Below are 26,322 nucleotides of genomic sequence, written 5' to 3'. Positions count from 1 at the left end.
CATATAATTAGTTTTTTTTATTAAAAAACTTAAACCAACTTTAAGGAAATTAAGGGTTCTACGAAGTATTCTACATAGGCAATTTGCCCATCAATTTATAAACCAGTCTCTGCATCTATATAACAAAAAGGCTCGTAATTCTTTACAAGCCTTTTTTATTGCCCAAAATATTCTCTATAATTTAAGATGTAATTTTACTTCATAATACTCATCTTCATGATTGATATTTAGTTGATATTTGGCTGGATAACCTAATGCCAAACGCCTTTGAGTATTGACAATACCGATTCCGACTGATAGCTCTGTTGGACCTTTACGGGTACGATTATGAGTCCTAAAATTTAAGCACTCATCCAATACATTGATTTGTATTTTTATAGGACTTTCTACATCAAACAACTCGCCATACTTAAACGCATTTTCCACAAAGGTTATCAAAATTAAAGGCATTATTTGATGCCTTTCTTCAATATCAGTCATTAAAAAATCAACCTGTAAGCGTCCATCAAAACGGAGCTGATTAATCTCAATAAAATTCTGGATATGTTTGATTTCTTTCGCTAAAGACACCATGCCATTATCATCTTCATCATCAATGGCATAGTGCATCATATCTGTTAATAAAGAGATACCTTTTGATAAACTGGGTGAATATAGAAGAGATTCAGTATAGAAAAGATTAAGTTTCCGAAATAAGAAGTCTGGATTTATTTGATTTTTTAGATTGTTTAATTCTGCTTGTGTAATGGATTGTTCAAGTCGAAAATTTTCTAATTCTATTATTCTTTGTTCTGCTATCTCTTTTTCTATTTTCTCTCTATAAAATAAGGTAAAAGCAAATGGAAGTGTAAGAATAAATATATTCATCATAAATAAAAAATTCTGCAACATTGATAATTCATTAGAGTTATCTCCTCTTGGAATAGGTATCTTTAAAAATGTGTAAAAAAATTGTATTAAAAAATGCGTAAAACATATTGACATAAAAAAAAGGAGAATAGCCAAACTATATTTCTTCTTTTCCCAATACTCTGGAATTATAAATAAAAAAGAAGCATAATATGGTATTATATACATACATAAATTCAATAGTAATATAAAAAAAGAGTACCAATAAATTTCAGTCGTATATGTACCAAAATGCAATGTGCAATATAGAACATAAAATATAGACCAATAAATTATGTGATATTTAAAGTTTTTCATGATAATATGACAACGAAAATGTTACATAACTCTTTGCTATGGTTATAGTTGACCGATAAACTCTGATAATATTTACTAACCATTTTACTTCTTAAAGTATGATAAAACTCATAAATATCGTCTATCTGAATTTCTTGTTTTTTTGTATAATTACAGACAAATTGTATCTGATTTTCTTCTATTGATATTTCAAAGTAAGTCTCTTTACCAAAATAATAACTACTACTTAAAATAGGCTGTAATACCATTGGAAGAATCCGTCTATACTTGGTATTGCCTGTGACTATAAATTGGCTTTGATAACTATTTTGATATTCCATATTTTCTAAATAAATGTACCTCTCAAGATAGGCTATTTCTTGTTCTAAGGATATCGTTTTCGTTTCATCATTTTCTCTGATAGAATACCTCATCATGTCTGCAAGGGAAAGAATACTCTTTGAAAGTTTGTCTGAATAAGGAATTGATTGTGCGTATAAAAAGTTAAGGCTATTATAAAAGAAATGAGGGTTTATTTGGTTTTTCAGACTCATCAGTTCGGCATTCGATATATGTTTATTCAAGGTAAAATATGTTCTTTCTTTTTCTTTTCTTTGCTCAAGTTCAAGTAATAGTTTTTTAAAAATCCAAAATGAAAATGTTATGTTAAGCACTCTAAAAAAAGAATGCAGCACCTTTATAAATTCTTCTAAAAATTGAACATCAGAAAAAGCGAGAGGATATAATTGATGTAAGCCATGAAACAATCCATAAATACTTGAAACGATTAAGAAATAAAAAAACAAACTCACCAAGACCAACCATAAATATTTTTTTGTAACTAAAAAACGAGGAAATAATATATTCAGGTACAAATAGGTTAGCGATACAGTTGTGACATCTCCAACAAAAATTCTTAAAAAAAAAGGAATCGTTAAAGAGCCTGTTATAATCCTTGAATAAATATTAATTCCATTAATCAATAAAAAATACCCTACCCAAAAAATGATGTGATTTCTCCTTTTATCCATTTTATCTATGACAACTTTTAAACAAAATTACCAATTCTCAAACTTTCAATACTTTAAAAATCATTTTATTACGCTAAACAGCCTTTAATCGGGGTGAACAGCCTAATATCTTGTATCAACACTTAAAGAAGCCCTTAGTTGTTCCGAAGCCTTTTTTGTTTTTCTAACTCTCCTTCCAAATTTCAGCCGTATCTTTACAATTCAAAATTAAGGCTTGGACAAAACATTCTCCGAGTGCTTAATTCACTAATTATTTCATTAAAATCATGGGTGATTTAAAAATAAAACAAGAAGATATTATTAGGGCATTATCGACTGTTCAAGAACCTGACTTGAAACAAGATATGATAACCCTCAATATGATTAAGGACATCGAATTGGGTGTAGGTGAAGTTCGCTTTACGGTAGTTTTAACAACACCAGCGTGTCCATTAAAAGAACGGATTCGTAAAGAATGTACAGAGGCTATTCACACACACGTGGATGCAGATTTGAGCGTTGTTATCAATATGAGTTCTGATGTTACCTCTTCTCGAATGGGTGGAACATTACTCCCTGATGTTAAAAACATTATCGCCATTTCTTCTGGCAAGGGTGGCGTTGGAAAATCTACGGTTACTGCCAATTTAGCAATGGCTCTCAAACAATCAGGGGCAAAAGTTGGTATTATTGATGCCGATATTTCTGGGCCTTCTATTCCTGTAATGTTTGGGGCAGAAGATATGCAACCAATGGTGCATCAGGTAGATGGCAAGAATATGATTCAGCCTATTATGCAGTACGGAATCAAAATGATTTCGATGGGTTTTCTTGCACCACAAGATAATCCTGTGCCGTGGAGAGGACCAATGGCAACGCAGGCTTTACGTCAGTTTTTTAGCGATACACACTGGGGAGAATTAGATTATTTATTGATTGACCTTCCTCCAGGAACATCAGATATTCACCTTTCGTTGGTACAATTAGTGCCAGTAACGGGTGCTGTTATCGTGACAACTCCACAAAAAGTGGCTCTTGCCGATGCTACCAAAGGATTAATGTTCTTCCGTCAGCCACAGATTAATGTACCTGTTTTGGGCGTAATCGAAAACATGGCGTACTTTACACCTGAAGAACTACCTGATAACAAATATTATATTTTCGGGAAAGATGGTGGAAAAAACTTAGCAACTAAATTTGAGACTGAACTTTTAGGAGAAATTCCAATTGTACAGGGTATTCGTGAGGCTGGGGATGCTGGTCGCCCTGCGGTAATGGACGAAGGTGTAATTGCAGATGCCTTCCGTGAATCTGCCAATTTATTAGCTCAACAAGTTGCTATTAGAAATGCAAGTAAAGCAAAAACGCAACCTGTACAAGTAAGAGTATAATTTTTGTTGGTCATAATTCGATGTTTGTTAATTCTTAAAACGAACATCGAATTATGATTTTATTTCTTCTTTCAGTTCTATTAAACACTTATTACACAGACAATTACCTTCATATTCCCATTCAGTAATATCTGCAATGTATTCCGTTTCGGCTTTAGTCAAAACCAATTTCATACAATCACATTGCAAGACGTTATTTACCTTGCAAGTGAAAATATCGCCACACCTTGGGCAACTATCGGCAACGTGTTTTTCCATGATAATTCAACTTCTACTTCATCATTAACTCCAAGAAATTATAACCCGTTCCATTACTCTTTTTTTCACCTAAAATAACGTCAATTGGTCTTGTAAAAAGAGGACAATCTAATACTACGGTATGAAATTCGCCATTTTCGCCACATACATCTACGCCTTTGGTTTCCAACTCAGCAATTGTTTCTAAATTAATTATTTTACCCAAAAAAACCTGTCCTAAGTGGTCATTGCAAGAAACTATCATAGCCACAATTCCTGATTCAATCATCCTGATAACCAAATCTTTACGGTCATGTTGCCATAAAGGTAAATGGCAATTTAGACTTGCTGATTGGCAAACTTTTTCTTCCCATTCTCGGTGAGTTTCAATATCTATATCACCAAAAACGGCATCGGTTAATTGATATTCTTGGGTAAGATGTTGAAGTTTTTGAATAAAATTTTCGGTATAATCTGCCCAAGTTGCCGAAATAAAGTCAATCGGAACGTTCATCGCTTTGGCTTGAGCTTGCAAAACAGTGGTATGCAAACCATGCGAGCGACTAATTTCTCCATTTTCATTTAGAGCATTCAATAAAACGGTGGGAGGTTGATTCATTTGCATTAAAGCAAAACAAGAATCTTTGCCCCCTGACCATGAGCAAATTAAGTTCATTTATTTAGGAATCAAGTCGGTAAAAAAGTAAGTCGAAGTTAAATCATCCCCGTCTGAATTTTTGAAATGATAGGTTTTATCAACCGTTTCGCCAATATCAAATTTAATGGAATTTTTGAAATAAGGCGTTTCAAAAACGAAGGTATGAAATTCGCCATTTTCTCCGCAAGGGTCAACCGTTTTGGGTAAATCTTTGACAAAATCACGGTCGAGAATTCTACCACAAAATGATTTATCCAAATGATTTCCGTTGATGGCAACCACCATTGTTTTAAAACCTAAATCCCAAAATTCATCCAATAATTCCAACGAAGGACGTTTCCAGATAGGAAATACGCCTTTCATACCGACTTCTGCCAAACGTTCTTCCCGATGTTTACGCAAATCTTCTAAGAAAATATCGCCAAAAATGGAATATTCAACGCCCGAATCAATCAAAGGTTGCATCGTTTCAGCCATTTTTGCTTGATATTCTTCCATTGAAACGGTTTCAGCCAAACGTAATTTTATCAAATTAATGCCAATATTTTCGGCTTGTTGGTCGAGCAATTCTTCTCGAACGCCGTGCATCGAAACTCGCTTGAAAGAATCATTCAAGGATGTTAAAAGATATTCAACTTCGTATTCTTTATTTTGAAGAACATGATAAAGCGAAAGGGCTGAATCTTTTCCTCCCGACCAATTCATTAAGGCTCTTTTTTGCATTTAAGTATGAGTAACAGAAAGAATTTATTAGGAATAAAATTTGGTCTGGCACTTTCGTATCAGACCAATGAATAAGTTAGAGGTTATTTAATGTATTGATGTGTTATCATTCAACTAAAATTTCATTGAAAACTGGATAAATTTTATGTTTCAATGATTCTGGAATATTAAAAAGTGTAGGGTGAAATAATGCTGCCAAAATTTCGATACCATTTACTAAGGTCGAGGCACTTGGTTGAGTAAACAAATCATAATCAAGGATATAGACTGCTTTATTTTGAACTGCTTGTAGGTTCTCCCAACCATGTTTTGAAGTTAATAGGTGCAATTCCTCAAGACTTCTTTTGGTTTCAAAACCGCAAGGAGCTATGACTAAAACTTCGGGGTCATATTTTAATACCTTTTCCCACGAAGTTACAATACTATCTCCCGAAGGATTCCCCAACATATCTGTTCCTCCAGCATACGCAATTTGATGCGGAATCCAGTGTCCACAGTTATAAATGGGCTCAATCCATTCCATCACCATCACTCGCTTCGGCAAAGCCCGATGTTCTCGGAGTACGTCAATGGCGGTGTCGATACGATGTTGAAGTTTTGCCAAATAATGAAAAGCGGCTTCTTCTCGACCCAACGCCGAAGCAATTGTGATGGCGGACTGAAATACATCAGTCAAGCTTTGGGGTGTCAGTGTGATGATGAGAGGTGTTTTTTCAAGATTATCAATAACTGCTTGAGTGCATTTGGTGTCTATTTGACAAACTTCGCAAACGTCTTGCGTAATAACAATATCAGGTGCAATGGCTTGTAGCTTGTCTTCTTCTACATAATAAAGACTTTTACCCTGTGCTTTTGAAGCGGAAAAAATACGGTCAATTTCTTCACTCGAATAGTCTTTTCCTTCCAATACACAACGAACCAATATTTGCTTTTCAGCCCGTGATTTTTCGGGACATTCAAAGGTTACGCCATACAAAAGGTCTTGCAAACCCATATCATAAATCATTTGCGTTGCGGCAGGAAGGAAAGAAACGGCTTTCATTGTTTATTGGCTTTTCGTGTTACAAGTAAATTGGAACACGGATTAAACGGATTAGACACGGATTGAATTATACTTCAAATAATCTTTTATAAATTAATTTCCATCCGTGTCTAATCCCAATTCCATTGTGGCTTCAATCCGTGCTCTATACTCCTTCTATACTATTGCTAATTTTGGAAAACGTACTTGCAATAATTCAAATGCACCGAACATTAATCCGCTGTAAGCTAATGTTCCCACCAAAAAGTTTTTCATGTATGGAAATCCTTGAATGAGGCATTGTTGCAAACCTGCCCAATCTTTACTTAATGGAAGCATCGTTCTTAAATCTGTTCCGCCACCAATCCAAACGGTAGTATCCGCCAAAATCCAATGTGAAACTGAAGCAATAATTGCCGCCAAAACTACATTTTGAACGTTGATTTTTTGAAGAATTACCTTTCCGAATAAAACGATAATCGCAAAAATTCCATAAATCCAATACCAACCTTCATACATCACGCCATATTTTCCTTGATAAATGACTTTGTTTATCACCAAATCACTCACTAAAAGTGTGAGAATCGGCAAGGCAAAAGCTTTCCAACGACTTGAAAAATACGCTCCTCCAAATAATCCCAAAGCACCAATTGGCGAATAATGAGCAAAAGGAGTCAACCCTGTTGAGTTTGCAATTCGTAATAAAGCGATTGCTAAAATGAAGCAAAGCAAGGTTAAAAAACGAGGATTTAATGTCTGTTTCATGGTTGTTTTAATTTATACTTTGCTTTGTGGCAAAATTTATTTGTAGTCAGACCGAGTTGGTCAGACAGTAGTCAGACCACTAAGTATAATTCAGACCAAGTTGGTCAGACGGTAGTCAGACCACTAAGTATAATTCAGACCAAGTTGGTCAGACGGTAGTCAGACCACTAAGTATAATTGGTTGTCTGTCCGACCATCGTCTGACCTAATAATACGTAGTCGCACCGCCTACGCCCACACTTATCTATATCTATTTGAATAAGAAGCCATTAGGAGCAATTTCTGCTTTTACAGAGTCAATTAATGTTCCATTAGTTTGGTATCTAATTACATAACCTGCTTGCTTATAAGATGGTGTAATTCCACCATAAATAATTCCGTTTTTAGCATCAAACCCAAATCCTGTGAAAGCACGTTTAATTAATGATGTACTCGTTGAAATAGTGGCATCACTAATGTTAAAACTAAAAATATCTCCTTTTTGCTTATATCCATCAGACGAATCTGAAAAAGAATATTCAAAGAAAATTGCTGTTTTATTAGCATTCAAAGTCAAGTTTCGTGGGCTTTTTGTTGTACTTGTACCAGCAGTCAGGCGTGTTTCTACCACTTTAGAAGTAGGATTGATACGTACAATTTCTTTTCCAATTGTACACCAAATTTTATTATTCGCATCAACTATCAAATTTGATGCTGCTCCTGCTGATGCAACCGTTCCAGAAACCTCATCTTTGCTAATATCAATCACCGTAATTGTTTTAATTCCTGAATAAGAAGTATTACCGATAAATGCTTCATTACCCACAATCACGATACCTTCTGCACCGTTTTGAACAGGGATTTTCTTCGTAATTTTATTCGTTGTAAGGTCAATTACTGCTACATAACCTAACTTATATGAATAATCTGGATTAAGAACATCCCAACAAACTACATAAGCCTTATTGGTGCTTGCTTTAATTACACTTCTTGGATTTTCTAAATCCTTAATTGTTGCCACAGATTTGAATGTTCTTGCTGATACAATTTCCACAGCATCACTTCCATTGGTAGAGTTATCTACCAAAATCAAACCCTTACCATCTACCTCTGTATAACCTGCAACACCACCTGATAAAGCACGAGTATTTTCTTTCTGAAAAACATCATAAGAAATCGTTTTGGTTGTAGGATTATATAAAGAGATTGTACCATTATTATCGAAGAAGTTTCCCCCATTTAGTACAAAAACGCCAGTATCGTAAGGTTGAGAAGGCTCTGGTTCGGAAGTTGAATTACAAGCATTTAGCCCTAAAAATAAAGAAACTACTGCCAATGAACGAACATAAATAGAATTAAACTGCATTATTGTTTTGATTTATATGGATAAAAAATTATTGAATTTTAATGATTAAAAACATTCCCCGAAAACACCAAACCCAAAGAAAAACTACGCCCAGGCATCGCATTTTTTCTAACGCTTGGATAAACGGTATCTGTCAAATTATTGACCTGAAAAATAAGATTACTTTGAATTTTGCCGAAATGAATTTTGCCCGAAACGGTACTATTTACAATAAAATACGACGGAAATGGTCGCCCTGAATGGTCGAAGGTAATAAAACGTTCAGAGTTATAAAGCCCTTGAACATTCAATGACCAATCGCCCTTGCCCACATAAGCCGTTCCCGTGAGTGTATGTAGGGGAACGTAAATTAATTGTTTGCCAATAATATCAACGGCATAAACATCATAGACTTTTTGCTGAGACGCATCGGTATAAGCATAAGTAGCTAAAACGCCCCCTAATATCCTATCCTTCAAATACTTAATGCTACCCGTAATCTCAAAACCTTGACTTAAAACTTGCTGTAAATTCTCTACTCGATAGCCTTTATCTGGATTCCAGTACGTCCAATTATCAATCAAATTATGATAGACATTTACGCCTAATGAAGCATTGAGATTGGCAGAAACAACTTGTTTCCAATTTGCTCCAACTTCCTTGTTCAATCCGCTTTCAGGCTGAATATTGATATTGCCTAATACTTTCCAATAACGTTCATTAAGCGTTGGTAAACGGTAACTTTTGGCAATATTTCCTGTTAATTTAATTTGTGTTTTTTCGTTTGAAATCACCGCATATTCTAAACCAAAAGATGGCGTAAAGGGAGCAACATAACGAGTTGAAAATGCCTGACGTAGATTTAGTGAAGCGGTTAATTTTTGAGTAAATTGTTGGCGTAACAATGCAAAAACATCTTGTCGGCTTTCGGTGATTGAGCCACCACCATAACCATCTACTTTGGCGACGTAATGCACAAATTCACCCCCAATTCTCAAAGAAGTTTGTTGGAAGGAATCTTTCTTTTTTATTGAAAATTCGTGTTCGGCACGAGCAATGTATCTATCTGTTTCTGAATGACTTGGATTTAGAAAATCACCCGTTCCGTAATCTAAAATATCTTTAATAAAACCTGCTTTTACATTGGTATTGCCAAATTGATAAGCTGATAAAACACGGTAGGCTTTACTTTGCGTAATTTCCCGAAAAGCAATTACATCGGGCTGAATGGCTAATTTATTATCGGTCAACCAAATATTCAAAGAAAGCGTATTTCCATTCTTTTTCTTCAAATATAAATCTTGGATAAATCCTTTTTGGGCAGTTTCAGAAGGTTCAATTGGGTAAGTTCTCCCTGTATTGTCGGTTCTTTCGGTTGCGTTAAAATGGTTGTTAAATTGACTTCCGTACAACAATGTTTTTCCAGAAAATTGCAAACCAGATTTACTAATTTTTACAAATCTCAAACCTGCTTGTCCGTTATAATTATCAAAACTTGCATACTGACCGCCAATGGTAAAATTTGTCCCTTTTTGTTTCCATTTTGGAACGGAACTTAATAAAATACTTCCTCCAACCGCATCCGTACCTACGCAACTGGCGGCTGAACCGTACTGAATTGACATCTCGTCGAAACCCAAAACAGGAACGGTTGAAAAATCCGTTTGCCCTGCCATTGGACTATTGATATTTAAGCCATTCCAAAGTACCGCCGTGTGCATTGCCGACGTTCCACGAAAGGAAATACTCGTCAGTTGCCCAGAACCGTAACTTTTAAAAGCAATTGGTGATTGAAATTGTAGGAAATCAGCTAAGGTTTGGAATTGAAATCTGGCTAAAGTGGCTGAATCTATTTTTTGCACTTTCAAACCCGCCATAAAGTGTTCGGTAGCAAAACCCGTAACTTTTACTTCATCAATTTGCTTGTTGGCAATCTCTTGGGCGTAGCCAAACAAGGGTAAAACCAAACCCACTAATGAAAATAAAATCCGAGAACGTACAGAATACACGACAAGAGACATAACAACATTCGTTAAGCCTTGACCGACGGAAGCACCGCTGAAATTGACCAAGAAAATAAAAAGAGAAAATCTAACGCTCGATTATGTTTATCTTCCGTAAACAAAAACCAAGAATGATTTAATGGCAGGTCTCCTGACTCGTTTTATCATTACTGAACCTTCCCAGTTTTAGTGATTGGTTATTAGTGATTGGTTATTAGGCACAAGTATTAAAAATACCATTAACCAATAACTAATTAACTAATAACCAATAACCAACAACCAGTGGTTATTGAAGAATGGTAATGACTTTATAAAACTTACAGTTGCGGGGACAGTATCGGCTTTTACCGATTTCCCTATTAAGCGTTAAATTCGTTCGATAACGAATAGAAAGCACCATAAACTGATGCAAAGGTAGTGGGAAAATTGAAAAATATTATGGTATCACGGGATTTTTTCCCGTGAGGCGTGTTTTAAACGGATACTTGCAAATCACACGGGAAGGATTCCCGTGCTACATTTTACACCTCCAATCTAAACCCAACGCCGTGAACATTGGTTAATTTAACGCTTGGGTCTTGGCTGATATATTTACGAAGTCGAGTAATAAAAACATCCAAACTTCTGCCTTTGAAATAGTCGTCGTCTCCCCAAATAGCGATAAGGATTTTATCTCTCGACAAAGTTTCATTTTTATGCTGAACCAAAAACTCCAAAAGGTCAGATTCTCTGTGCGTTAGGTCTTGAATTTTTTCTTCAAAAATGAGCTTTAGATTTTTGGTATCGAAAGTATATTTGCCGAGTGTATGAATTGCTATGGGTTGTTGATTGCTCTTTTTACCCGTTCTTTTCAAAATAGCTTCGATTCGCAAAACCAATTCTTCAATGCTGAATGGTTTTGTCAAATAATCGTCCGCTCCCAATTTCAAGCCTTTAATGCGGTCTTCTTTCAAAGATTTTGCCGTCAAAAAAATGATTGGCACATCACTTCCCGTACTCCGAATGTACTCTGCAAGCGTAAAACCGTCCATTTCTGGAAGCATCACATCAAGAATATAAATATCGTATTGATTCTGTTGAAAGGCTCTTTGTCCTGCTTTTCCTGTTGTTTGGAGGTTTATTTCGTATCCTTCTTGCTCAAGATTGTCTTTTACTACAAACCCTAAACTATCGTCGTCCTCAACTAATAATATTCTTGTCATTCGTTTTGTATTTGAATATGTTTTCGATGTTAAGCCATCGAACTACATTTACTTGCTAATTTAGGGGTTTTGAAGAATATTTACAATTCATTCTACTTTGCCCTTCTTCAACCACGCTTATAAACTAACTTTGTATTGATAAAGGTAGGACAGGTTTCTAACCTGTCGAATGTACTTCATTGACAGGTTGGAAATCTCTCAAATGTACTTCATTGACAGGTTGGAAATCTCTCAAATGTACTTCATTGACAGGTTGGAAACCTGTCCTACCGTATAAATTATAACTCATCACTTCCAAAAATATGTTCCAATTAGATTCCAATAAAACTTATCCCAAGAAATTATATTCAAAAGCGGTCATTCGTTTCCAAGATTGCGACCCGCTTCAACATTTGAATAACGCTAAATACTTTGACTATTTTTTCAATGCTCGGGAAGACCAAGTAGCAGAAGTTTATCAATTTGACTACAACGATTATTTTATTCATAATCAAACATCATGGGTGGTTTATAACCATCAAATTGCTTATGTGTCGTCTGCAAAAGTGAGTGAATGGGTCAAAATAATTTCATCAGCCATTTATCATAACGAAAATACGTTAGTTACAGAATTTGTTATGACCGACTACGACTGTAAAACGGTTCGTGCTGTACTTTGGACGACCTCAAAATACATTGATGTACGCACAGGGAAAAAGACCAATCACCAACCAGAAGTAGAAGTATTTCTAAAAGCCATCTGCGTTGAAGGCATTGATTTTGAACATATTACATTAAACGACAGAATAAAAGTCATTAAAAAAGAATTGGCAGAAGGTACATTTATGCTATCTTAAAGTGATTTTGATTTGGCAGGAAAAAGTTTATCTCGTAAAGCCAAAAATGGAATTTCTATCGTTTTAGAAAGTATCCATCCCAATAGATAAACCAATCCAAAATAGACAAAAAACGCCCCTAATTTAATGGGGAAATGGTTATCTAAATACTCCCCAATAGGTAATTTAAACCACCAAATCAATGGCCAATGAATGATGTACATTGAATACGAATACAAACCCATCGTTGCCATACCCTTGTATATTTTTTCAAGAAATGGAGGCAATTTTATTTCAGAATAAATACTTAATAGTAGAATTCCCCCAAAACCTAAATATAAAGAGGTAAAGCCCCAAGTAATCATTTGTGGGTTTTCATCCCAAAAAATGGCACAAGGTAAAAGCAAGATGAAACTTGCGATGCGGAGAAGATTTTTATTATTGGTAACGAAACTGCCTAATTTTTCACGATGAAAATGGTAGAAATACGACAACAGCGTACCAAAGAAAAGCGAGTCAATCCGTAAATGCGTAGGCGAAACGTTGGTAACGTGAGAGAAAGGCATCGTTAAAGTTGCATGAATTCTGAGTGCTAAACTTCCGATGGCAATTGCACAAAACAAATAGGGAATGGCTTTAAAAGGCGTTTGACTTGCTTTATTGAAAAACAATAAGGCTAAGAAAAGCAACGGGAGCAACAGATAAAAATGTTCTTCTACATCAATCGACCATGTATGAATCCAGAATGCGTTGCCACCCACATAATTTTTGTAGAAAAGAGCCTCTACTTGTATGGCATGATAATCTATTTTGGCAATGGGGTCAAGTTTTGTTTGAATGATATAAATAACAATAAGCAGGTAAAACAAAGGATAGATTTTTAAGCCACGACGCACAAAAAAGCGTATAAAATCAATTTTACCTGTCTTTTTGAATTCCCCAAACAACAAACCCGAAACCAAGAAACCACTCAAAACAAAAAATAAATCCACACCAACCCAGCCAATTTTGTACATAAATAAATTGATTCCAAAATGTCTAAAAAGAGTTAGAGATACAGCAATGGCTCTTAAAAAATCAATGGCTTGGTTACGATTATTGGAGATTGTACTCATATTTATTTTATTTTGCGAAATACATTATGGGCAATTCTTTGTAACAAATTTACGCTGAATTGTTGAAAATAAACGAGAATGGTATCCGATTAACAAAATAAGACACACTTATCAATTTTATGAAAGCACAAGAAATACTAAAACAATATTGGGGTTACGATAATTTTCGTCCATTACAAGCTGACATTATTCAGTCGGTAATTGATGGTCGTGATACGCTCGCCCTCATGCCTACGGGCGGGGGCAAATCCTTGTGTTTTCAAGTACCCGCTCTCATGTCGGAAGGTATTTGTATTGTGATTTCTCCCTTAATTGCCTTGATGCAAGACCAAGTTTTACAGCTAAAAAAGCGTGGAATTTCTGCCATTGGTATTTTTTCGGGAATGCACAAAAACCAAATTGATATTGCCCTCGACAATTGTATTTATGGTGATATAAAATTCCTTTACGTTTCTCCCGAAAGATTACAGACCAAAATTTTCATTGAAAGAGCTAAGCAGATGAAAATCAATATCTTAGCAATTGATGAGGCTCACTGTATTTCGCAATGGGGTTATGATTTCCGTCCGCCTTATATGAAAATTGCGGAATTTCGGAAACTTATTGCTCCAGTTCCCATGATTGCTTTAACGGCTACCGCAACCGAAGAAGTGAAAATGGATATTGTTGAACGTTTGGAAATGAACAATCCGCAAACTTTTCAACAGAGTTTTGCGAGAGCCAATTTATCGTATTCAGCCTTCAAAGAGGACGACAAAGAAAGACGTTTGATGAAGATTTTGCAGAATGTACAAGGCTCGGCGGTGGTGTATGTTCGTAATCGAAGGCGTACACAGGAGATTTCGGATTTGTTGAATAAATATCACGTACAAGCTACTTTTTACCATGCAGGACTGAACGCAACGGAACGCACCAAAAGGCAAGAATCATGGATTAGAAATCAAGTACGAGTGATTGTTGCCACCAATGCTTTCGGTATGGGAATTGACAAACCTGATGTGAGAACGGTTGTACATTTGGATTTGCCCGATACTCTGGAAGCCTATTATCAGGAAGCTGGGCGGGCAGGACGTGACAGTGAAAAGGCTTATGGGGTTTCCTTATTTAATCAGTCGGATATTGATGGTTTAGAGAAAAATGTGCAACAAGCTTATCCCCCCATTGAGCTCATCCGACGAGTTTATCAATGTTTAGGAAACCTTTTTCAGTTGGCAGTTGGAGCAGGAGAATTTGCCAGCTATGATTTTGATTTAGTAGAATTTCAACGTCGTTTTGACCTCCCTCCCACCGACACTTATTTTGCTCTGAAAATTCTTGAAATTCAAGGGTTTTTACAATTATCCGAAGGATTTAAAAATACTTCTAAAATTATGCTAATTGTGGATAATCGGCAATTGTATGATTTTCAATTGAGAAATCCGAAGTACGATTCTTTTATTAAATTATTGCTCAGAATGTACGGAGGAGAACTTTTTGGAACTTTCTTGAATATTTCAGAAGCGAATATTGCCAAAGCGTATTCAATCCCCGTTAAAGAAATAGAAGCTTGGCTTCAAATCTTAGAAAAGTTTGATATTTTGATTTACGACAAACAAAAAGACAAACCACAATTGACTTTTTTAACGCCCCGATTCGACCTTCGAGAGTTGCCTTTGCAGGAATTGGAAATCAAAAATCGAAAAGAGCGAGATTTACAAAAAGCAAAAGCAGTCAGACATTATATGGAACATGCTAACCGTTGCCGAACGCAATTATTATTAGAATATTTCAACGAAATTACGGACGAAGAATGTGGCGTTTGTGATAACTGTTTAAAGAAAAAACGTCAAAATAAAGGTGAAATTGAAGACAGGACTTCTGAAGATATTATTCGCCAAAAAGTAAAACAGTTATTACAAAACGGAGCCATGAGTTTGCCATTAATTACACAAATTATGCAACCAAATAATCAAACCAAATTCCAAACAATTATTAGAGAGATGATTGCCAATGAAGAAATTCGGTACGATGATGAAGGGAATTTGGTATAAATTATATTATTGTAGAGACAAGGCAGTGCCTTGTCTCAATAGCGTAATAACATTCACAAATAATTTTTATTGCCTTAGACAGCGGAATGCCTTGTCTCTACCCAAATTTACTGATAAATTCCAGCCGCTACTTTCTCGGTAATTGACTTCGGAGCGAGCCAAGCCAAGAACGCTCCTAACTTATTGATAAATCCAGGAATAACTTCCGTTTTACTCGCAAACATGGCATCTACCGAAATTTTAGCTACTTCTTGCGGAGTCATCACTACTTTTTCTGCGGCTTCTCTGGCTTTGGCAGGAATATCTGCACGGTCGTTAAAATTCGTATCCGTTGCTCCTGGACAAACACAAGTTACCGATACGGGAGAATCTTTTAGTTCAAATTTCAAAGCTCTTGAAAAATTCAAAACAAAAATCTTCGTTGCTGCATAAACGGCCATTTGTGGCAATGCTTGATAGGCTGTTGAACTGGCAATATTCAAAATATATCCTTGAGATTGATTCTTCAACATTGGTAAAAACACCTGACACATTTCGGTCAAAGTAATCATGTTAAGATTCATCATATCACGATTTTGTTCAATCGTGAACTTATCAAAATTGCCTGCTGCTCCGTAGCCTGCATTATTTACCAAAACAGAAACTTTGTAACCATTTTGTTCAACCCATTTAAAAACGCCTCTTGCGGCATCTGGTGCTGACAAATCTGCGGCTAAAAATTGAACTTTAACCGAGTATTTACTTTGAATTTCATTCGCAACTTCTTCCAATTGACTGGCTGAACGAGCAATCAAAATTAAGTTAAATTGTTTTTTCGCTAACTCAATAGCTATTTCTTTTCCAATCCCTTTACTTGCTCCTGTGATTAATGCGTACATATTTTTTGGTTTAATATGATGAATAATTTGATGTGTTTCCCTTATTCTGACGAAGTAATTGATATTTTACAAACAAATACCCCCAAAATTAACAAAGCCCCACCATAAGGCAGGGCTTTGTGTATTGAAAAATCTAAAAAATTATTTTTTCGGAGTTTTCGGAGCTGGTGTTTTTACTGCTGGAACAGGAGTTGCAGGAATTGCTGAAGCTGGATTCAACATTACTTTCAATCCGTCTGGGTCATCAGTTTTGATAGCTACCGCTTTGTCAACATATTCTTGAGCTTTTACTAAATCTTTAGTAACGCTGATATGGTAACCTGCTAAATATTTGTAAGACTCATATAATTGGTCTTTATTAGCTTTTGCCATGTCAACAACCGCTAAGAATTTCTCATAATGAGGAACAGCTAACCATTTCGTTCCAGTAAAGTCAACATAACTATTTGTTCTTGCACGATACAAATGGAACGGAGCAAATTTATCATTGATAGCAATTGCTTTTGCATACATTGAATCTGCTTTAAGACCTTGATTGTATCTTCCTAAAGTATCTTCACGTGGAGTGTAAGCAGTTACAAAATATTGAGCCATTGCTGGGTTATACCAGTCTGTACTTGTCAAAGCTTGTTTCTTTTTAGCTTTCCATTCCATCGACTTAGTTGAATAGTCAACAGCCTTAGCATACTTTTTCTGTCCATAAGCAATTGTGTACATTGTTGCATTGTGGTTGTTGATAGTATCTAAAGGAGCAGCTTTCTCGTAATACGTAATCGCTAAAGAATCTTGTTTTAAACACTGATAACCTTTCGCAAAATACACGTTATCTAAGAAATAAGGTTTCACACCTGCTTTCACCATTTTCTCTAAGTTATTAATACCATCTTGACATTTTCCTAATTCAATATTAGAATATCCTTTCATTCTAAATACATCATTATCAGTTGCTCCACCAGCTTCTGCTTTTTGAGTAAATTCTAAAGCTGACTCATAGTCTTTTGCTAAGAAAATCAATTTAGCTGTACTCAACAATACTGGAGAAGTTGCTTCTGCTCTATCCACATATTTTCTAAACAATGAAGATGCTTGCTTATAACGGTTGAAAATGATATAATATTCACCCATACGCTTATAATAAGGAGCAAAAGCAGAGTCAGTTTCATAAGCACTTTGATAGTTATTTACTGTAAACTGATAGTTTTTACCTCTCAAATAAACAACCCCTAATCTGATATAAGCTTTAGCCGTTTTGTTTACTAAGATTGATTGCTCGTAAGCTGTTGCCGCAGGACCACCATCATTTTTCAACAAATAAGCATCTCCTTTAACAATGTTCATATCAGCAGTTAAAGGTTTTTTCGTTTTCTCAGTAATCAAATCTATCAAACGGATAGCTTCACCTGGGTCATTTGTTTCTTCGTACAAAGTATATGCTTCTGCAATACGGAACATCACTTCAGCATTTTTCATTTTGGTATCCAACAAAATTTTGTCAAAAGCAGCTTTAGCTCCCTGTGCATTTTTGTCAGCCAACATCAATGTTGCTAAACCTACTGAGTTTAAAGGTTGTTTTGGTTCAGCAGCTAACCCTTTTTCAAAGGTTGCTTTTGCACTTGCCAAATCTCCAGTACGAAGTTGAGCATAACCTAAATAATACATATTTTCAGCAGTTGGTGAAGCCGTCACTACTGCTGTCATCGTTGCTTTCGCTTTTGTTGGCTGGTCTCCATCCAACTGCGCTAATCCTTGCTGAACTGTCTGTCCATTTACCATGTTAGTAAATAACAAACCTGCAGCCACCAATAGAGATTTCATTTTTACGTTCATCGTCTTGATTTTTTAGTTGTAAGTAGTTTTTGAGTGCTTGCACACATTAATTTAATTCGTTCCCTTTAGTTTATTCTCTTAAAATTTAAAATAAAAGCCCCAATTGATAAAACTTTTATATTATTTCAATTTTAAGACTCTTTACAAAATTAAAATAAAAAAATTGTAATAAAAACCCCACTTTTATTCTTTATCTATTCTTTTTTCAGATTTTACATAAGTGGATTATTTTTATAATATTTTGCAAATTATGAAAGATATTTATCTGACGACCTCGAAAACACGAAGTAACTCCTTTGAAATATCCTTAACAAAACATTAACATCTATTGAGTTTTCACCTGTCTAATCTGTAATGGTTGTGTCAGAGGAATCAATCCATTTTTATAGACAATTAGTTGTCCTTGTTCAAGTGTCATATAATTGATAAAACCCGTACCAAGCCCCATGTGTGCTTCTTTCAAAATCAATCTAATTTTACGAGTTAATGGATACTTTTTCAAAGCCAAATTATACCCAAATGGTTGACAATAATCTTCTGTTTTGGGATTCGGTTTGTTCGCCACCGACAGGACATTTACACTTCTGATAAACTTCAATGAAGTAGGGTCATCACCATCACTTATCCAATTTACTCCAATTACCCCCATAGCATTTGCGTGCGTTTTTACATATTCAATTACATCTTTATTAGATTTTGCAGCAAAAAATGAAACCTTTTGCTTTCTATCAATATTAAAAGTATCTAATAAAAATGTTAAATTACTTGAACTTGTACCATCAAAAACCAATACTATATCTTGTCCAGAACCTCCTTTACCTACTTCCGACCATCTCTTTTTCGTACCTTTCATTACTTCTTCTAATTCCTTTGTTGTTATCAAAGTATCACGATTTGCCTTATTTGTAATCAATGCGATACCATCCCCAGCAAATTTAAAACTCTTATATCTGATATCGTCACGCTTAAAAACGGCTTTTTCTTTTTCATCTAATTCTCTTGACACCACAGCCATACGAGCTTTGTCATTGAGCATCATTGCTACTGCTTCTCCTTCTGGCTTGAATACTAAATTTATTTTTGTATAAGGAAATGTCTTCTCAAACGCTGATTTCTCCGCCTCAATTATTTGTTTAAATGATTCATCCACCGCCACTGTAATTGTTCCATTGGCTGGTGTGTCTAATTCATTTCCATCTTTATCTTTTCCTCCCCCACACGAAACTAAAGCACTCATTCCAAGTCCTATTAGCGTCAAATTCAATAGCTTTTTCATAATTTTAATTGTTGTACCGAATGATTGGTAAATAAGATTGTAATTGCTAAACACTACCCTTTTCTCCCATCGTAATATGAATACTCCTCATCGTCATCATCATCATCCTTAAACTTTTCATACACTCTCCATGCCCTAAACAAGCCATAAACAATAAGAACTGCTCCTAAAGCATAAGCCCATTTAGAAGAAGGCAACATCATTTGAGCAAAAGCTGATTGTGGATATAAAACCAACATTACTCCAATAATGGAATATGATAACGCCATTAAGGCATTGACTATTGCAAAAATTCTATTTGGCATATTTTTTTGTAACACGAATCTCCCGATTCATATTATAAACTGTTAAGAAAAATGAAACCTGCCAGTTTCCTGACAGGTTTTCATTTTTTAAGCTATGATTTTCGATTGCTCGAATAAATACTATTCTGATAATTGGAAGTTAATAGGAATAGTAAATCTTGAACGTACCGCACGACCAGACTGTTTACCTGGAGTCCATTTTGGTACAGATTTAATTACTCTTGCTGCTTCCTCATCACAACCAAAACCTACTGATTTCAACGTTTCAACGTTTTGAATAGAACCATCCGTATTTACTACGAATTGGATATATACTTTTCCTGAAACGTTAGCACGCTGAGCGGCAGCTGGGTATTTTAGGTTTTTCTGCAAGAATTTTGCAAAAGCTCCCATACCACCTGGGAATTCAGCTTGTTGTTCTACCGCCGTAAAGATTTCTTCTTCTTTCGGTTTTGGTGGTTCAACTGGAGCTTCTTCCTTAGCTGGTTTAGCATCTGGGTCAACTGGTGGTGCTTCTACCTCCGTTTCGCCTTTTACTGTTTCAGATGCTGTATTACCTACTACAACTTCTGGCGGTGGCTCAGGTTTCGTTACCTCTTCATCCTTTTTAATTTCAGGAGGTAAGAATTTTGTTGTAGTCACCTTCGGAATTTCTTTCGGTGGTGGTGGCGGTGGTGGTGGTGGTGGTGGTGGTGGTACTTTATTTTCTGGTGGTGGCTGGTCAATCTTCATTACCTCAGCTGTTACCTCTGTTTTATTTTTTTCAATAGTCTCTGCTAATTTATTATAAGCAAAAGATAGAGCAAAAAGAGTTGAAACAGAAGCTATGCCTACCAGTAAAGACCTTGTAACCACTTTGGGATATTCTTTTCTCAAGACAAAAGCACCATAACTTCTGTTTTTGTCTCTGAAAATAATATCATCCAATGTTGCGTTTGGACTTATTACGTTTGACATAATTCTTGATGTTAATACTGTTGAGCAATTAACAATTATTAGTCGAGCGGAAAACCGCTATCAATCAACAATCAATCGTTACATTGCAATTACACTAATTTTTTCGCTAATCTTTCTTGAATTAAAGTTAAAACTATTTAATTAGTTTTCAAAATATTTTCAACTATTTTTTTAGTTTTAATTCTAAATCATTGGATTAATATAGCATAGAGGTTTTTATGAGTTACTTTGAACTTAGTTTACTTCAAAACCTCTCTAACCCTTTGAATTAAAGCCCTGATTTTTTAATCAATGCTTCTGAATCTGGGTCAATTTCTAAGATGGCATAACGCTTGTTTCCTGTGATAACACATTCATCCAATAAATCAACCATATTTTTGTACTTAGCACCTTTAGATGCTTTAATTACAATGGTGAAGTTATCACCAATTCTTTTCTTCAAATCAAACAAAACAGTACGGATACCTTTGTTTGAATAATCAGTTTTTTGCAATTGAGTTGTAGCATCGGTTGGAAGACCTTGATAGTAATATACTTTCTCTGCATCAGGAATAACTGTCAATGTTTCTGACATTTTCACTGGTGATTTTTCTTCCGTCTCCGTTTTGTCAGGCATATTCAACTCCATTACTACGGGCTTTGCTAACGTCGTGGTTAACATGAAAAAGGTAATTAGTAAGAAACCTAAATCCACCATTGGTGTCATGTCAATTTTGGTTGACGCTTTCTTACTACGTTTTTTACCACCTTTTTTGCCCCCACCGTCTTGACTTATTTCTGCCATTTTTTCTGGGGTTTGTTAAGTAGTTAATAGTTGATGATTAATGATTAATAGTTGAAATTAACAAATACTAATTTTACTAACCTTCAAACTATTTAGTTGTATTTCTAATAGTTAAACCTTAACATATTCTACAGAGAACTAAACGTATTGACTATTCTCTATCAACTATTAATTAAGTTCTATAAGACCCTGCCTTTCGAGCGAGAGGCAGGGTTAAAACTACTGAGTACAACTAAAATAAAATTATTGAGGCTTACCTTCTGGTGATGTTACCAACTGAAATTTGTTGATATTCTGTTCTTGCAAAGTACCAACAATTTGATTGAATACTTTGTAGTTTGAATTTGCATCACCTTTGATAGCAACTTGTAGGGCTGGATTCGCAATTTTTGCGTAACTAACCCATAGGAAAAGTTCATTATTTGCAGAGTCACAAGGAATACCTTTCATCAAACCTTGTGCTTTTACATCTGAAGGTTTCATTCCTAATACCTGACGCATCGCTCCTGCTGGATAACCCACTAATTCAGAAGAGTTATAGTTTTTCTGCATTTCAGGAGTGATAGCAATACCCATACGGTTTGCCATTCTTTCCAACATTGCATCTTTAGCTAATTTGTCGTCAGTTCCTAAGAAAATACCGCCTTCTGGACCTACTGATACTGTAAGAAAACCAGCATTTGCAGGCAACGCTTTCTCTGAAATTGATGTTGGTGGTGTGATTGTTACCGCTTCTTCTGGTTTAAACTTTGCAGTTAACATGAAGAAAGTCAGTAGCAAAAACGCCACGTCGCACATCGCTGTCATATCGAGAGAAACGCTTTGTCGTTTTGCTTTAACTTTTGGCATAATATTGTTTAGTTATAAGTTTTAAGCGGTTCGCCGCTGAGACTATAAGTTATGAGTTACGTTATTAAAATAACGGATAACTGTTTAACAGAAACGAATAACTATTAATTATGGTGAGTTGCGTAGTTTTGGTTGATGCTCAAACCAATTTCGTCAACACTGTAAGTCAATTCGTCAATTTTAGACGTAAAGAAGTTGTAAGCGATGATACAAACCGCAGAAGTACCAATACCTAATGCCGTATTTACAAGGGCTTCAGAGATACCGTTTGCTAATGCAGTTGAGTCAGTTGATCCACCTGAGTTACCAAGTGCCGAGAACGCTTTAATCATACCGATTACCGTTCCTAATAGACCGATTAGCGTAGAAACTGATGCTAACGTAGCGATGATAGTCAAGTTTTTCTCTAACATTGGCAATTCCAATGAAGTAGCTTCTTCAACTTCTTTGCTAAGTGCAGCTAATTTTTGTTCTTTGTCTAATGAACCATCAGTAGTTAATTGCTTGTATTTTTTAACAGCAGCTAAAGTTACATTACCTACTGAACCTTTTTGCTTATCACATTCTTTCAAAGCTGCATCAGTATCGTCTTTGTCCAACAAAGATTGGATTTTACGAACAAATGCGTTAACATCGCCACTACCTTTTGCTTTACCGATAGTAAGAAGACGCTCAATAGAGAATGTAAGAGCAGTCAAGAAACAAGTTAAAAGTACTGGTACGATAACACCACCTTTGTAAGCAATCGCTAAATAATCACCTTGGTGTGGGTGTCCTTCGTTTGTACCTCCTTCAAAACGTGAACCGTCTCCCATCACAAAATGGAAAAACAATTCAGCAATAACAAAAAGAATAATCATAACCACGCCTGCTGGAATGCCGCCTGATTTTTTTTGAGCTGGTGCTGCTGGTTTAGCAGCTGGAGTTTTTGCTTGTGTACTCATTAGTTTGGTAATTTTGGGTTTAAGTTAAAAAACAGTTTTAGGTGAATTTTAAAATAAAAAAATGAAAAATGACCTGTTCACAAAAGATTCTACTGAATTATCTTCCTTCCACAGTCTGACAAATCTAACATAAAAAAATTTTAATTTGAATATGGTCTGTGTCAAGTTTTAGTAAAAAAATATTCAACTATTCCTTCGCATTGTACTATCTCAATAAATTCATCGGTTTTGAAACTTTTTTGATGTACTATTTCAAGAAAATAATTTTTCGTAGAAAGTATATAATTTTTCATAGATGATGATTTTTTAGAATATTTTGGCAAAAAATTGGACAATTTGCTCTAAGCCGTAAGTATTTTCTGGAATTTTTAAATGGGGTAAAATACTTATCATTTTTTCTAACCTTGCGTTATCTCCTTCCATAATAATTTTAATTCCTTGGGGATTATCAAGAATATTGGTAAAAAAAGGCATCAGCTTTGAAAAATTACTATTTAAATTGGTGTCTATAAATATCAGGGTGGTATCCGAATCCATAATGAGTTTATTAATGTACCCTAAAACTAACGTATCTGAATGATTATCAAAGTCATACACAATTGTATCATTTTGATGTTCCTTGATGTAAGCAATAATGGGGTTTGAAAACTTTATGTCTTCTGGTGAATTGGTGATTTGGAGGTAAATGAAAAGATTCATGATACTGTTTTTGAGGTGAAATGATTAAGAATACACCCATAAAGCTAAGTGCCTAACGCTAAATTTTGCTATCTTTGGTTCTTTAAAAATTTAACATAACGACTTTTGGCACAAGTATATCAGTATAATCGAGAGAATGCACGACGTAAAACGAAATCTTTACCTTTGAAAGAAGCTATTGAAGATATGTTGGAACTATATAAGCTTCGTTCTAAATTTAACGAAACTTATATTGTGGCATATTGGGAACAAATTATGGGACTACCCATTTCTTCTCGAACAACTGAACTTTATATTAAAGAACGTAAACTTTTTGTTCAATTAGATTCTGCTCCCTTACGCAATGAGTTGTTATTGGCAAAGACGAAAATCATTACTTTGCTCAATAAGCAAGTTGGGGAAGACATTATTGATGACGTTATTTTTATATAGTTTAAAGACCTTTAACTAACACTATTATTTGATTTCAATTTCTTATAATCACTTTTGAGTGAAAAATATTTCACCATGTAAATAATTGTCAATAAGACAAAGATCGCTAAAAGTGAAATATGTAAAATTTGCTTTTCTTCAGTTGCTTCAAGTATTTGGTGATTTTCTTTTGAGTAACCTTTATGGCGTTCTGTCAATTCTATCAGCTCACGATTTTTATCGCTCAATTCATTGTTTTGATGAATCAAGTCATTGTACTTATTGGTAAATTCTATTTTTGAATCTTCTTGGATATGTTTGAGTTCGTCTAAAATTTCATTATCCTTTTTAATGATTTCGTTTAGTGCATCAATTGTTGTTTGTAAATCATCTTTTGAACGGTTGCCAAACAATCCTGTTGAAAGACTTTCGGTTTCTTTATACTGTCGGTAAAGAGTTTCTCTTTCGAGTGTGAGTTTATTGATTTCTTCTTGGGCAAAAAGTGTATTTGCTGAAACAACAAATATCAGAAGGATGAGCTTATTTTTCATAAAGATTAAGCAGGATTGTTAAAGTAAAAATCCCGCAAAAATTATTTTCTTGCGGGATTAAAAATACGCTGAGTATGATTATAAAGTATGTCGTTGAAATTCAACACCTTTTATTTCAGAAACATCTAATAACTTTATTCCGTAACGTTGAAAAGCAGGAGCTTCAAGTTCCATCTCTGATGGCATTGTTTGACAGAAACTATCAATCATTTTTCTTAATCGAATAGTATCATCTTCACGATGTGTAAATACGATAGGTTGTACTGGAGCGGGTTCTTGTTCAACTTCTGGCTCTTCGATTTCTACTTCATCGACTATCTCTTCCTCTATTTCTTCTGGTTCTTCTTCAATTGGCTTAACCTGCTCAACGGGAATTTCCTTTTTATCAAATCCAGCAGCAATTACAGTTATGCTCATTTGCTCGCCAAGTGTTTCATCAATGATAAAACCTAACTTAAATCCTTTGGGAGCTTGCCCTCCAATTGCCTCCATGATGTGTGAGGTAATAGCCTGCTGTTCTTTTACTCCCATTACTTTTTGCATACTGGTGGCAACGGTCACAAGGATACGCTCAGCTCCTTTAATATCACGGTTATTTAAAAGTGGAGAGTCAAGTGCTTTTTCGATAACTTCTTTGGCACGGTTTGGGCCTTGTGCAGTTGCTTTACTCATTACAGCTTGACCTGCATTGCTCAATACTTTCTTAACATCTCTAAAGTCCGCATTTACTTTTCCTGATTTGGTAATTACCTCCGCAACTGACTTTGCAGCATTTGCCAAAACATCATCGGCGTGTTCAAAGGCTTCTAAAATATTGAGGTCTTCGAAAATTTCGAGAAGTTTATCATTTAATACTACCAAAACCGTGTCACAAGTTTGTTGTAACATTTTGATACCTGCATTGGCGGCATCAATTTTATCCGTTCCTTCCCATGAATATGGAGCAGTAACAATAGCAACGGTTAATATTTCTAACTCTTTGGCAATTCGGGCAATTTCTGGAGCAGCTCCAGTACCTGTACCTCCGCCCATACCTGCCGTGATGAAAACCATTTTGGTATCACCTTGCAACAATGCTTTGATTTGAGCCTCACTCTCAAGGGCTGCCAAACGACCTTGGTCAGGCTCTGTACCAGCACCAAGACCTTCTGTTAGAATTGCCCCTAACTGTAGTTTTGTAGGAACTTTATTGTCGTTAAGAGCTTGTAAATCAGTGTTACAGACCACAAAGTCCACATCTTTGATTTGCATTTCGTACATGTGTTCAACGGCATTACTTCCGCCGCCGCCAACGCCAATAACTTTAATAATATTATCTTTCTTTTCAGAGGGGATTTCGATATTGTGATCGTAAAAAGCCAT

27 protein-coding genes and 1 riboswitch are annotated in these 26,322 nt (G+C 35.3%); of the genes, 4 read left to right on the top strand and 23 right to left on the bottom strand.

Going from position 1 to position 26,322, the window contains the following annotated elements; genetic code table 11:
• Positions 1 to 174 precede the first annotated feature (174 nt).
• Together VB796_RS04995 and VB796_RS04990 are read right to left on the bottom strand one after the other, a co-directional pair.
• Positions 175 to 1,077, bottom strand: a complete 903-nt coding sequence (locus VB796_RS04995) for a sensor histidine kinase (RefSeq protein WP_323345413.1) — start codon at positions 1,075 to 1,077, stop codon at positions 175 to 177.
• 125 nt (positions 1,078 to 1,202) lie between these two features.
• Positions 1,203 to 2,216 (bottom strand): histidine kinase, encoded by a 1,014-nt coding sequence (locus VB796_RS04990; RefSeq protein WP_323345412.1) that lies wholly within the window; start codon positions 2,214 to 2,216, stop codon positions 1,203 to 1,205.
• A gap of 266 nt (positions 2,217 to 2,482) precedes the next feature.
• Between VB796_RS04990 and VB796_RS04985 the strand changes: the two genes are divergently transcribed.
• On the top strand, positions 2,483 to 3,586 hold the full coding sequence (locus tag VB796_RS04985; protein ID WP_323345411.1) for an Mrp/NBP35 family ATP-binding protein: 1,104 nt from the start codon (positions 2,483 to 2,485) through the stop codon (positions 3,584 to 3,586).
• 51 nt (positions 3,587 to 3,637) lie between these two features.
• On the opposite strand, the gene VB796_RS04980 is transcribed toward VB796_RS04985, so the two are convergent.
• From VB796_RS04980 to VB796_RS04940, 9 genes are all read right to left on the bottom strand, one after another.
• Complete coding sequence (locus VB796_RS04980; protein ID WP_323345410.1) at positions 3,638 to 3,844, bottom strand: cysteine-rich CWC family protein; 207 nt, start codon at positions 3,842 to 3,844, stop codon at positions 3,638 to 3,640.
• A gap of 13 nt (positions 3,845 to 3,857) precedes the next feature.
• Entirely contained in the window at positions 3,858 to 4,499 is a 642-nt protein-coding gene (locus tag VB796_RS04975; protein WP_323345409.1) for a diphthine--ammonia ligase, read from the bottom strand.
• Complete coding sequence (locus VB796_RS04970) at positions 4,500 to 5,204, bottom strand: diphthine--ammonia ligase (RefSeq protein ID WP_323345408.1); 705 nt, start codon at positions 5,202 to 5,204, stop codon at positions 4,500 to 4,502.
• A gap of 106 nt (positions 5,205 to 5,310) precedes the next feature.
• Positions 5,311 to 6,246, bottom strand: coding sequence for an ABC transporter substrate-binding protein (locus VB796_RS04965; RefSeq protein WP_323345407.1), 936 nt, complete (start codon positions 6,244 to 6,246; stop codon positions 5,311 to 5,313).
• A 156-nt stretch (positions 6,247 to 6,402) separates the two neighbouring features.
• Positions 6,403 to 6,990 (bottom strand): DUF6580 family putative transport protein, encoded by a 588-nt coding sequence (locus tag VB796_RS04960; RefSeq protein ID WP_323345406.1) that lies wholly within the window; start codon positions 6,988 to 6,990, stop codon positions 6,403 to 6,405.
• A 250-nt stretch (positions 6,991 to 7,240) separates the two neighbouring features.
• Positions 7,241 to 8,335, bottom strand: a complete 1,095-nt coding sequence (locus tag VB796_RS04955; protein WP_323345405.1) for a YncE family protein — start codon at positions 8,333 to 8,335, stop codon at positions 7,241 to 7,243.
• A 38-nt stretch (positions 8,336 to 8,373) separates the two neighbouring features.
• Complete coding sequence (locus tag VB796_RS04950) at positions 8,374 to 10,335, bottom strand: TonB-dependent receptor plug domain-containing protein (protein WP_323345404.1); 1,962 nt, start codon at positions 10,333 to 10,335, stop codon at positions 8,374 to 8,376.
• Between the two features lie 105 nt (positions 10,336 to 10,440).
• Positions 10,441 to 10,733: riboswitch (cobalamin riboswitch) on the bottom strand.
• 105 nt (positions 10,734 to 10,838) lie between these two features.
• The gene (locus VB796_RS04945; protein WP_323345403.1) at positions 10,839 to 11,519 is read right to left on the bottom strand and encodes a response regulator transcription factor; all 681 of its coding nucleotides are present in this window, start codon (positions 11,517 to 11,519) and stop codon (positions 10,839 to 10,841) included.
• Between the two features lie 157 nt (positions 11,520 to 11,676).
• Positions 11,677 to 11,808 (bottom strand): hypothetical protein, encoded by a 132-nt coding sequence (locus VB796_RS04940; RefSeq protein ID WP_323345402.1) that lies wholly within the window; start codon positions 11,806 to 11,808, stop codon positions 11,677 to 11,679.
• 13 nt (positions 11,809 to 11,821) lie between these two features.
• On the opposite strand from VB796_RS04940, the gene VB796_RS04935 reads away from it, so the two are divergent.
• A complete protein-coding gene (locus VB796_RS04935; RefSeq protein WP_323345401.1) occupies positions 11,822 to 12,355 on the top strand; it encodes an acyl-CoA thioesterase in 534 nt (177 codons plus the stop codon).
• Here the strand turns inward: VB796_RS04935 and VB796_RS04930 are convergent.
• Positions 12,352 to 13,449, bottom strand: a complete 1,098-nt coding sequence (locus VB796_RS04930; RefSeq protein ID WP_323345400.1) for an acyltransferase — start codon at positions 13,447 to 13,449, stop codon at positions 12,352 to 12,354. The genes VB796_RS04935 and VB796_RS04930 overlap by 4 nt on opposite strands.
• A 119-nt stretch (positions 13,450 to 13,568) precedes the next feature.
• On the opposite strand from VB796_RS04930, the gene VB796_RS04925 reads away from it, so the two are divergent.
• Positions 13,569 to 15,479 (top strand): ATP-dependent DNA helicase RecQ, encoded by a 1,911-nt coding sequence (locus tag VB796_RS04925; protein WP_323345399.1) that lies wholly within the window; start codon positions 13,569 to 13,571, stop codon positions 15,477 to 15,479.
• A 107-nt stretch (positions 15,480 to 15,586) separates the two neighbouring features.
• Here VB796_RS04925 and VB796_RS04920 read toward each other — a convergent pair whose 3' ends face one another.
• From VB796_RS04920 to VB796_RS04880, 9 genes are all read right to left on the bottom strand, one after another.
• Positions 15,587 to 16,357: an SDR family oxidoreductase gene (locus VB796_RS04920; RefSeq protein ID WP_323345398.1), complete on the bottom strand. Its 771-nt coding sequence runs from the start codon at positions 16,355 to 16,357 to the stop codon at positions 15,587 to 15,589.
• A 141-nt stretch (positions 16,358 to 16,498) separates the two neighbouring features.
• Positions 16,499 to 18,172 carry a tetratricopeptide repeat protein gene (locus VB796_RS04915; protein WP_323345397.1) on the bottom strand — a complete coding sequence of 558 codons (1,674 nt, stop codon included), beginning with the start codon at positions 18,170 to 18,172 and terminating at the stop codon, positions 16,499 to 16,501.
• Positions 18,173 to 18,509: 337 nt separating this feature from the next.
• Entirely contained in the window at positions 18,510 to 19,460 is a 951-nt protein-coding gene (locus VB796_RS04910; RefSeq protein ID WP_323345396.1) for a substrate-binding domain-containing protein, read from the bottom strand.
• 53 nt (positions 19,461 to 19,513) lie between these two features.
• Positions 19,514 to 19,765, bottom strand: a complete 252-nt coding sequence (locus VB796_RS04905) for a hypothetical protein (protein ID WP_323345395.1) — start codon at positions 19,763 to 19,765, stop codon at positions 19,514 to 19,516.
• 120 nt (positions 19,766 to 19,885) lie between these two features.
• On the bottom strand, positions 19,886 to 20,722 hold the full coding sequence (locus VB796_RS04900; protein ID WP_323345394.1) for a TonB family protein: 837 nt from the start codon (positions 20,720 to 20,722) through the stop codon (positions 19,886 to 19,888).
• A 268-nt stretch (positions 20,723 to 20,990) separates the two neighbouring features.
• A complete protein-coding gene (locus tag VB796_RS04895; protein ID WP_323345393.1) occupies positions 20,991 to 21,506 on the bottom strand; it encodes a biopolymer transporter ExbD in 516 nt (171 codons plus the stop codon).
• A 243-nt stretch (positions 21,507 to 21,749) separates the two neighbouring features.
• Entirely contained in the window at positions 21,750 to 22,355 is a 606-nt protein-coding gene (locus tag VB796_RS04890; protein WP_323345392.1) for a biopolymer transporter ExbD, read from the bottom strand.
• A 104-nt stretch (positions 22,356 to 22,459) separates the two neighbouring features.
• Positions 22,460 to 23,299: a MotA/TolQ/ExbB proton channel family protein gene (locus tag VB796_RS04885; protein WP_323345391.1), complete on the bottom strand. Its 840-nt coding sequence runs from the start codon at positions 23,297 to 23,299 to the stop codon at positions 22,460 to 22,462.
• 306 nt (positions 23,300 to 23,605) lie between these two features.
• Complete coding sequence (locus VB796_RS04880; RefSeq protein WP_323345390.1) at positions 23,606 to 23,998, bottom strand: hypothetical protein; 393 nt, start codon at positions 23,996 to 23,998, stop codon at positions 23,606 to 23,608.
• 105 nt (positions 23,999 to 24,103) lie between these two features.
• Between VB796_RS04880 and VB796_RS04875 the strand changes: the two genes are divergently transcribed.
• The gene (locus VB796_RS04875) at positions 24,104 to 24,430 is read left to right on the top strand and encodes a DUF721 domain-containing protein (RefSeq protein WP_323345389.1); all 327 of its coding nucleotides are present in this window, start codon (positions 24,104 to 24,106) and stop codon (positions 24,428 to 24,430) included.
• 11 nt (positions 24,431 to 24,441) lie between these two features.
• Here VB796_RS04875 and VB796_RS04870 read toward each other — a convergent pair whose 3' ends face one another.
• A complete protein-coding gene (locus VB796_RS04870; RefSeq protein WP_323345388.1) occupies positions 24,442 to 24,960 on the bottom strand; it encodes a hypothetical protein in 519 nt (172 codons plus the stop codon).
• A 78-nt stretch (positions 24,961 to 25,038) separates the two neighbouring features.
• Positions 25,039 to 26,322 carry a cell division protein FtsZ gene (gene ftsZ / locus VB796_RS04865; protein WP_323345387.1) on the bottom strand — a complete coding sequence of 428 codons (1,284 nt, stop codon included), beginning with the start codon at positions 26,320 to 26,322 and terminating at the stop codon, positions 25,039 to 25,041.

It is taken from the genome of Arcicella sp. LKC2W, assembly GCF_034931005.1.
Classification (GTDB): domain Bacteria; phylum Bacteroidota; class Bacteroidia; order Cytophagales; family Spirosomataceae; genus Arcicella.
This window is presented reverse-complemented; position numbering and strand designations above follow the sequence as displayed.

Coding starts and splice junctions, on each gene's coding strand:
- VB796_RS04985 (WP_323345411.1), top strand. CDS start 2,483: ATGGGTGATTTAAAAATAAAACAAGAAGATATTATTAGGGCATTATCG.
- VB796_RS04965 (WP_323345407.1), bottom strand. CDS start 6,246: ATGAAAGCCGTTTCTTTCCTTCCTGCCGCAACGCAAATGATTTATGAT.
- VB796_RS04935 (WP_323345401.1), top strand. CDS start 11,822: ATGTTCCAATTAGATTCCAATAAAACTTATCCCAAGAAATTATATTCA.
- VB796_RS04930 (WP_323345400.1), bottom strand. CDS start 13,449: ATGAGTACAATCTCCAATAATCGTAACCAAGCCATTGATTTTTTAAGA.
- VB796_RS04970 (WP_323345408.1), bottom strand. CDS start 5,204: ATGCAAAAAAGAGCCTTAATGAATTGGTCGGGAGGAAAAGATTCAGCC.
- ftsZ (WP_323345387.1), bottom strand. CDS start 26,322: ATGGCTTTTTACGATCACAATATCGAAATCCCCTCTGAAAAGAAAGAT.
- VB796_RS04905 (WP_323345395.1), bottom strand. CDS start 19,765: ATGCCAAATAGAATTTTTGCAATAGTCAATGCCTTAATGGCGTTATCA.
- VB796_RS04950 (WP_323345404.1), bottom strand. CDS start 10,335: ATGTCTCTTGTCGTGTATTCTGTACGTTCTCGGATTTTATTTTCATTA.
- VB796_RS04895 (WP_323345393.1), bottom strand. CDS start 21,506: ATGGCAGAAATAAGTCAAGACGGTGGGGGCAAAAAAGGTGGTAAAAAA.
- VB796_RS04925 (WP_323345399.1), top strand. CDS start 13,569: ATGAAAGCACAAGAAATACTAAAACAATATTGGGGTTACGATAATTTT.
- VB796_RS04890 (WP_323345392.1), bottom strand. CDS start 22,355: ATGCCAAAAGTTAAAGCAAAACGACAAAGCGTTTCTCTCGATATGACA.
- VB796_RS04945 (WP_323345403.1), bottom strand. CDS start 11,519: ATGACAAGAATATTATTAGTTGAGGACGACGATAGTTTAGGGTTTGTA.
- VB796_RS04955 (WP_323345405.1), bottom strand. CDS start 8,335: ATGCAGTTTAATTCTATTTATGTTCGTTCATTGGCAGTAGTTTCTTTA.
- VB796_RS04960 (WP_323345406.1), bottom strand. CDS start 6,990: ATGAAACAGACATTAAATCCTCGTTTTTTAACCTTGCTTTGCTTCATT.
- VB796_RS04885 (WP_323345391.1), bottom strand. CDS start 23,299: ATGAGTACACAAGCAAAAACTCCAGCTGCTAAACCAGCAGCACCAGCT.
- VB796_RS04915 (WP_323345397.1), bottom strand. CDS start 18,172: ATGAAATCTCTATTGGTGGCTGCAGGTTTGTTATTTACTAACATGGTA.
- VB796_RS04910 (WP_323345396.1), bottom strand. CDS start 19,460: ATGAAAAAGCTATTGAATTTGACGCTAATAGGACTTGGAATGAGTGCT.
- VB796_RS04975 (WP_323345409.1), bottom strand. CDS start 4,499: ATGAACTTAATTTGCTCATGGTCAGGGGGCAAAGATTCTTGTTTTGCT.
- VB796_RS04880 (WP_323345390.1), bottom strand. CDS start 23,998: ATGAATCTTTTCATTTACCTCCAAATCACCAATTCACCAGAAGACATA.
- VB796_RS04995 (WP_323345413.1), bottom strand. CDS start 1,077: ATGTATATAATACCATATTATGCTTCTTTTTTATTTATAATTCCAGAG.
- VB796_RS04900 (WP_323345394.1), bottom strand. CDS start 20,722: ATGTCAAACGTAATAAGTCCAAACGCAACATTGGATGATATTATTTTC.
- VB796_RS04990 (WP_323345412.1), bottom strand. CDS start 2,216: ATGGATAAAAGGAGAAATCACATCATTTTTTGGGTAGGGTATTTTTTA.
- VB796_RS04920 (WP_323345398.1), bottom strand. CDS start 16,357: ATGTACGCATTAATCACAGGAGCAAGTAAAGGGATTGGAAAAGAAATA.
- VB796_RS04980 (WP_323345410.1), bottom strand. CDS start 3,844: ATGGAAAAACACGTTGCCGATAGTTGCCCAAGGTGTGGCGATATTTTC.
- VB796_RS04870 (WP_323345388.1), bottom strand. CDS start 24,960: ATGAAAAATAAGCTCATCCTTCTGATATTTGTTGTTTCAGCAAATACA.
- VB796_RS04940 (WP_323345402.1), bottom strand. CDS start 11,808: ATGAGTTATAATTTATACGGTAGGACAGGTTTCCAACCTGTCAATGAA.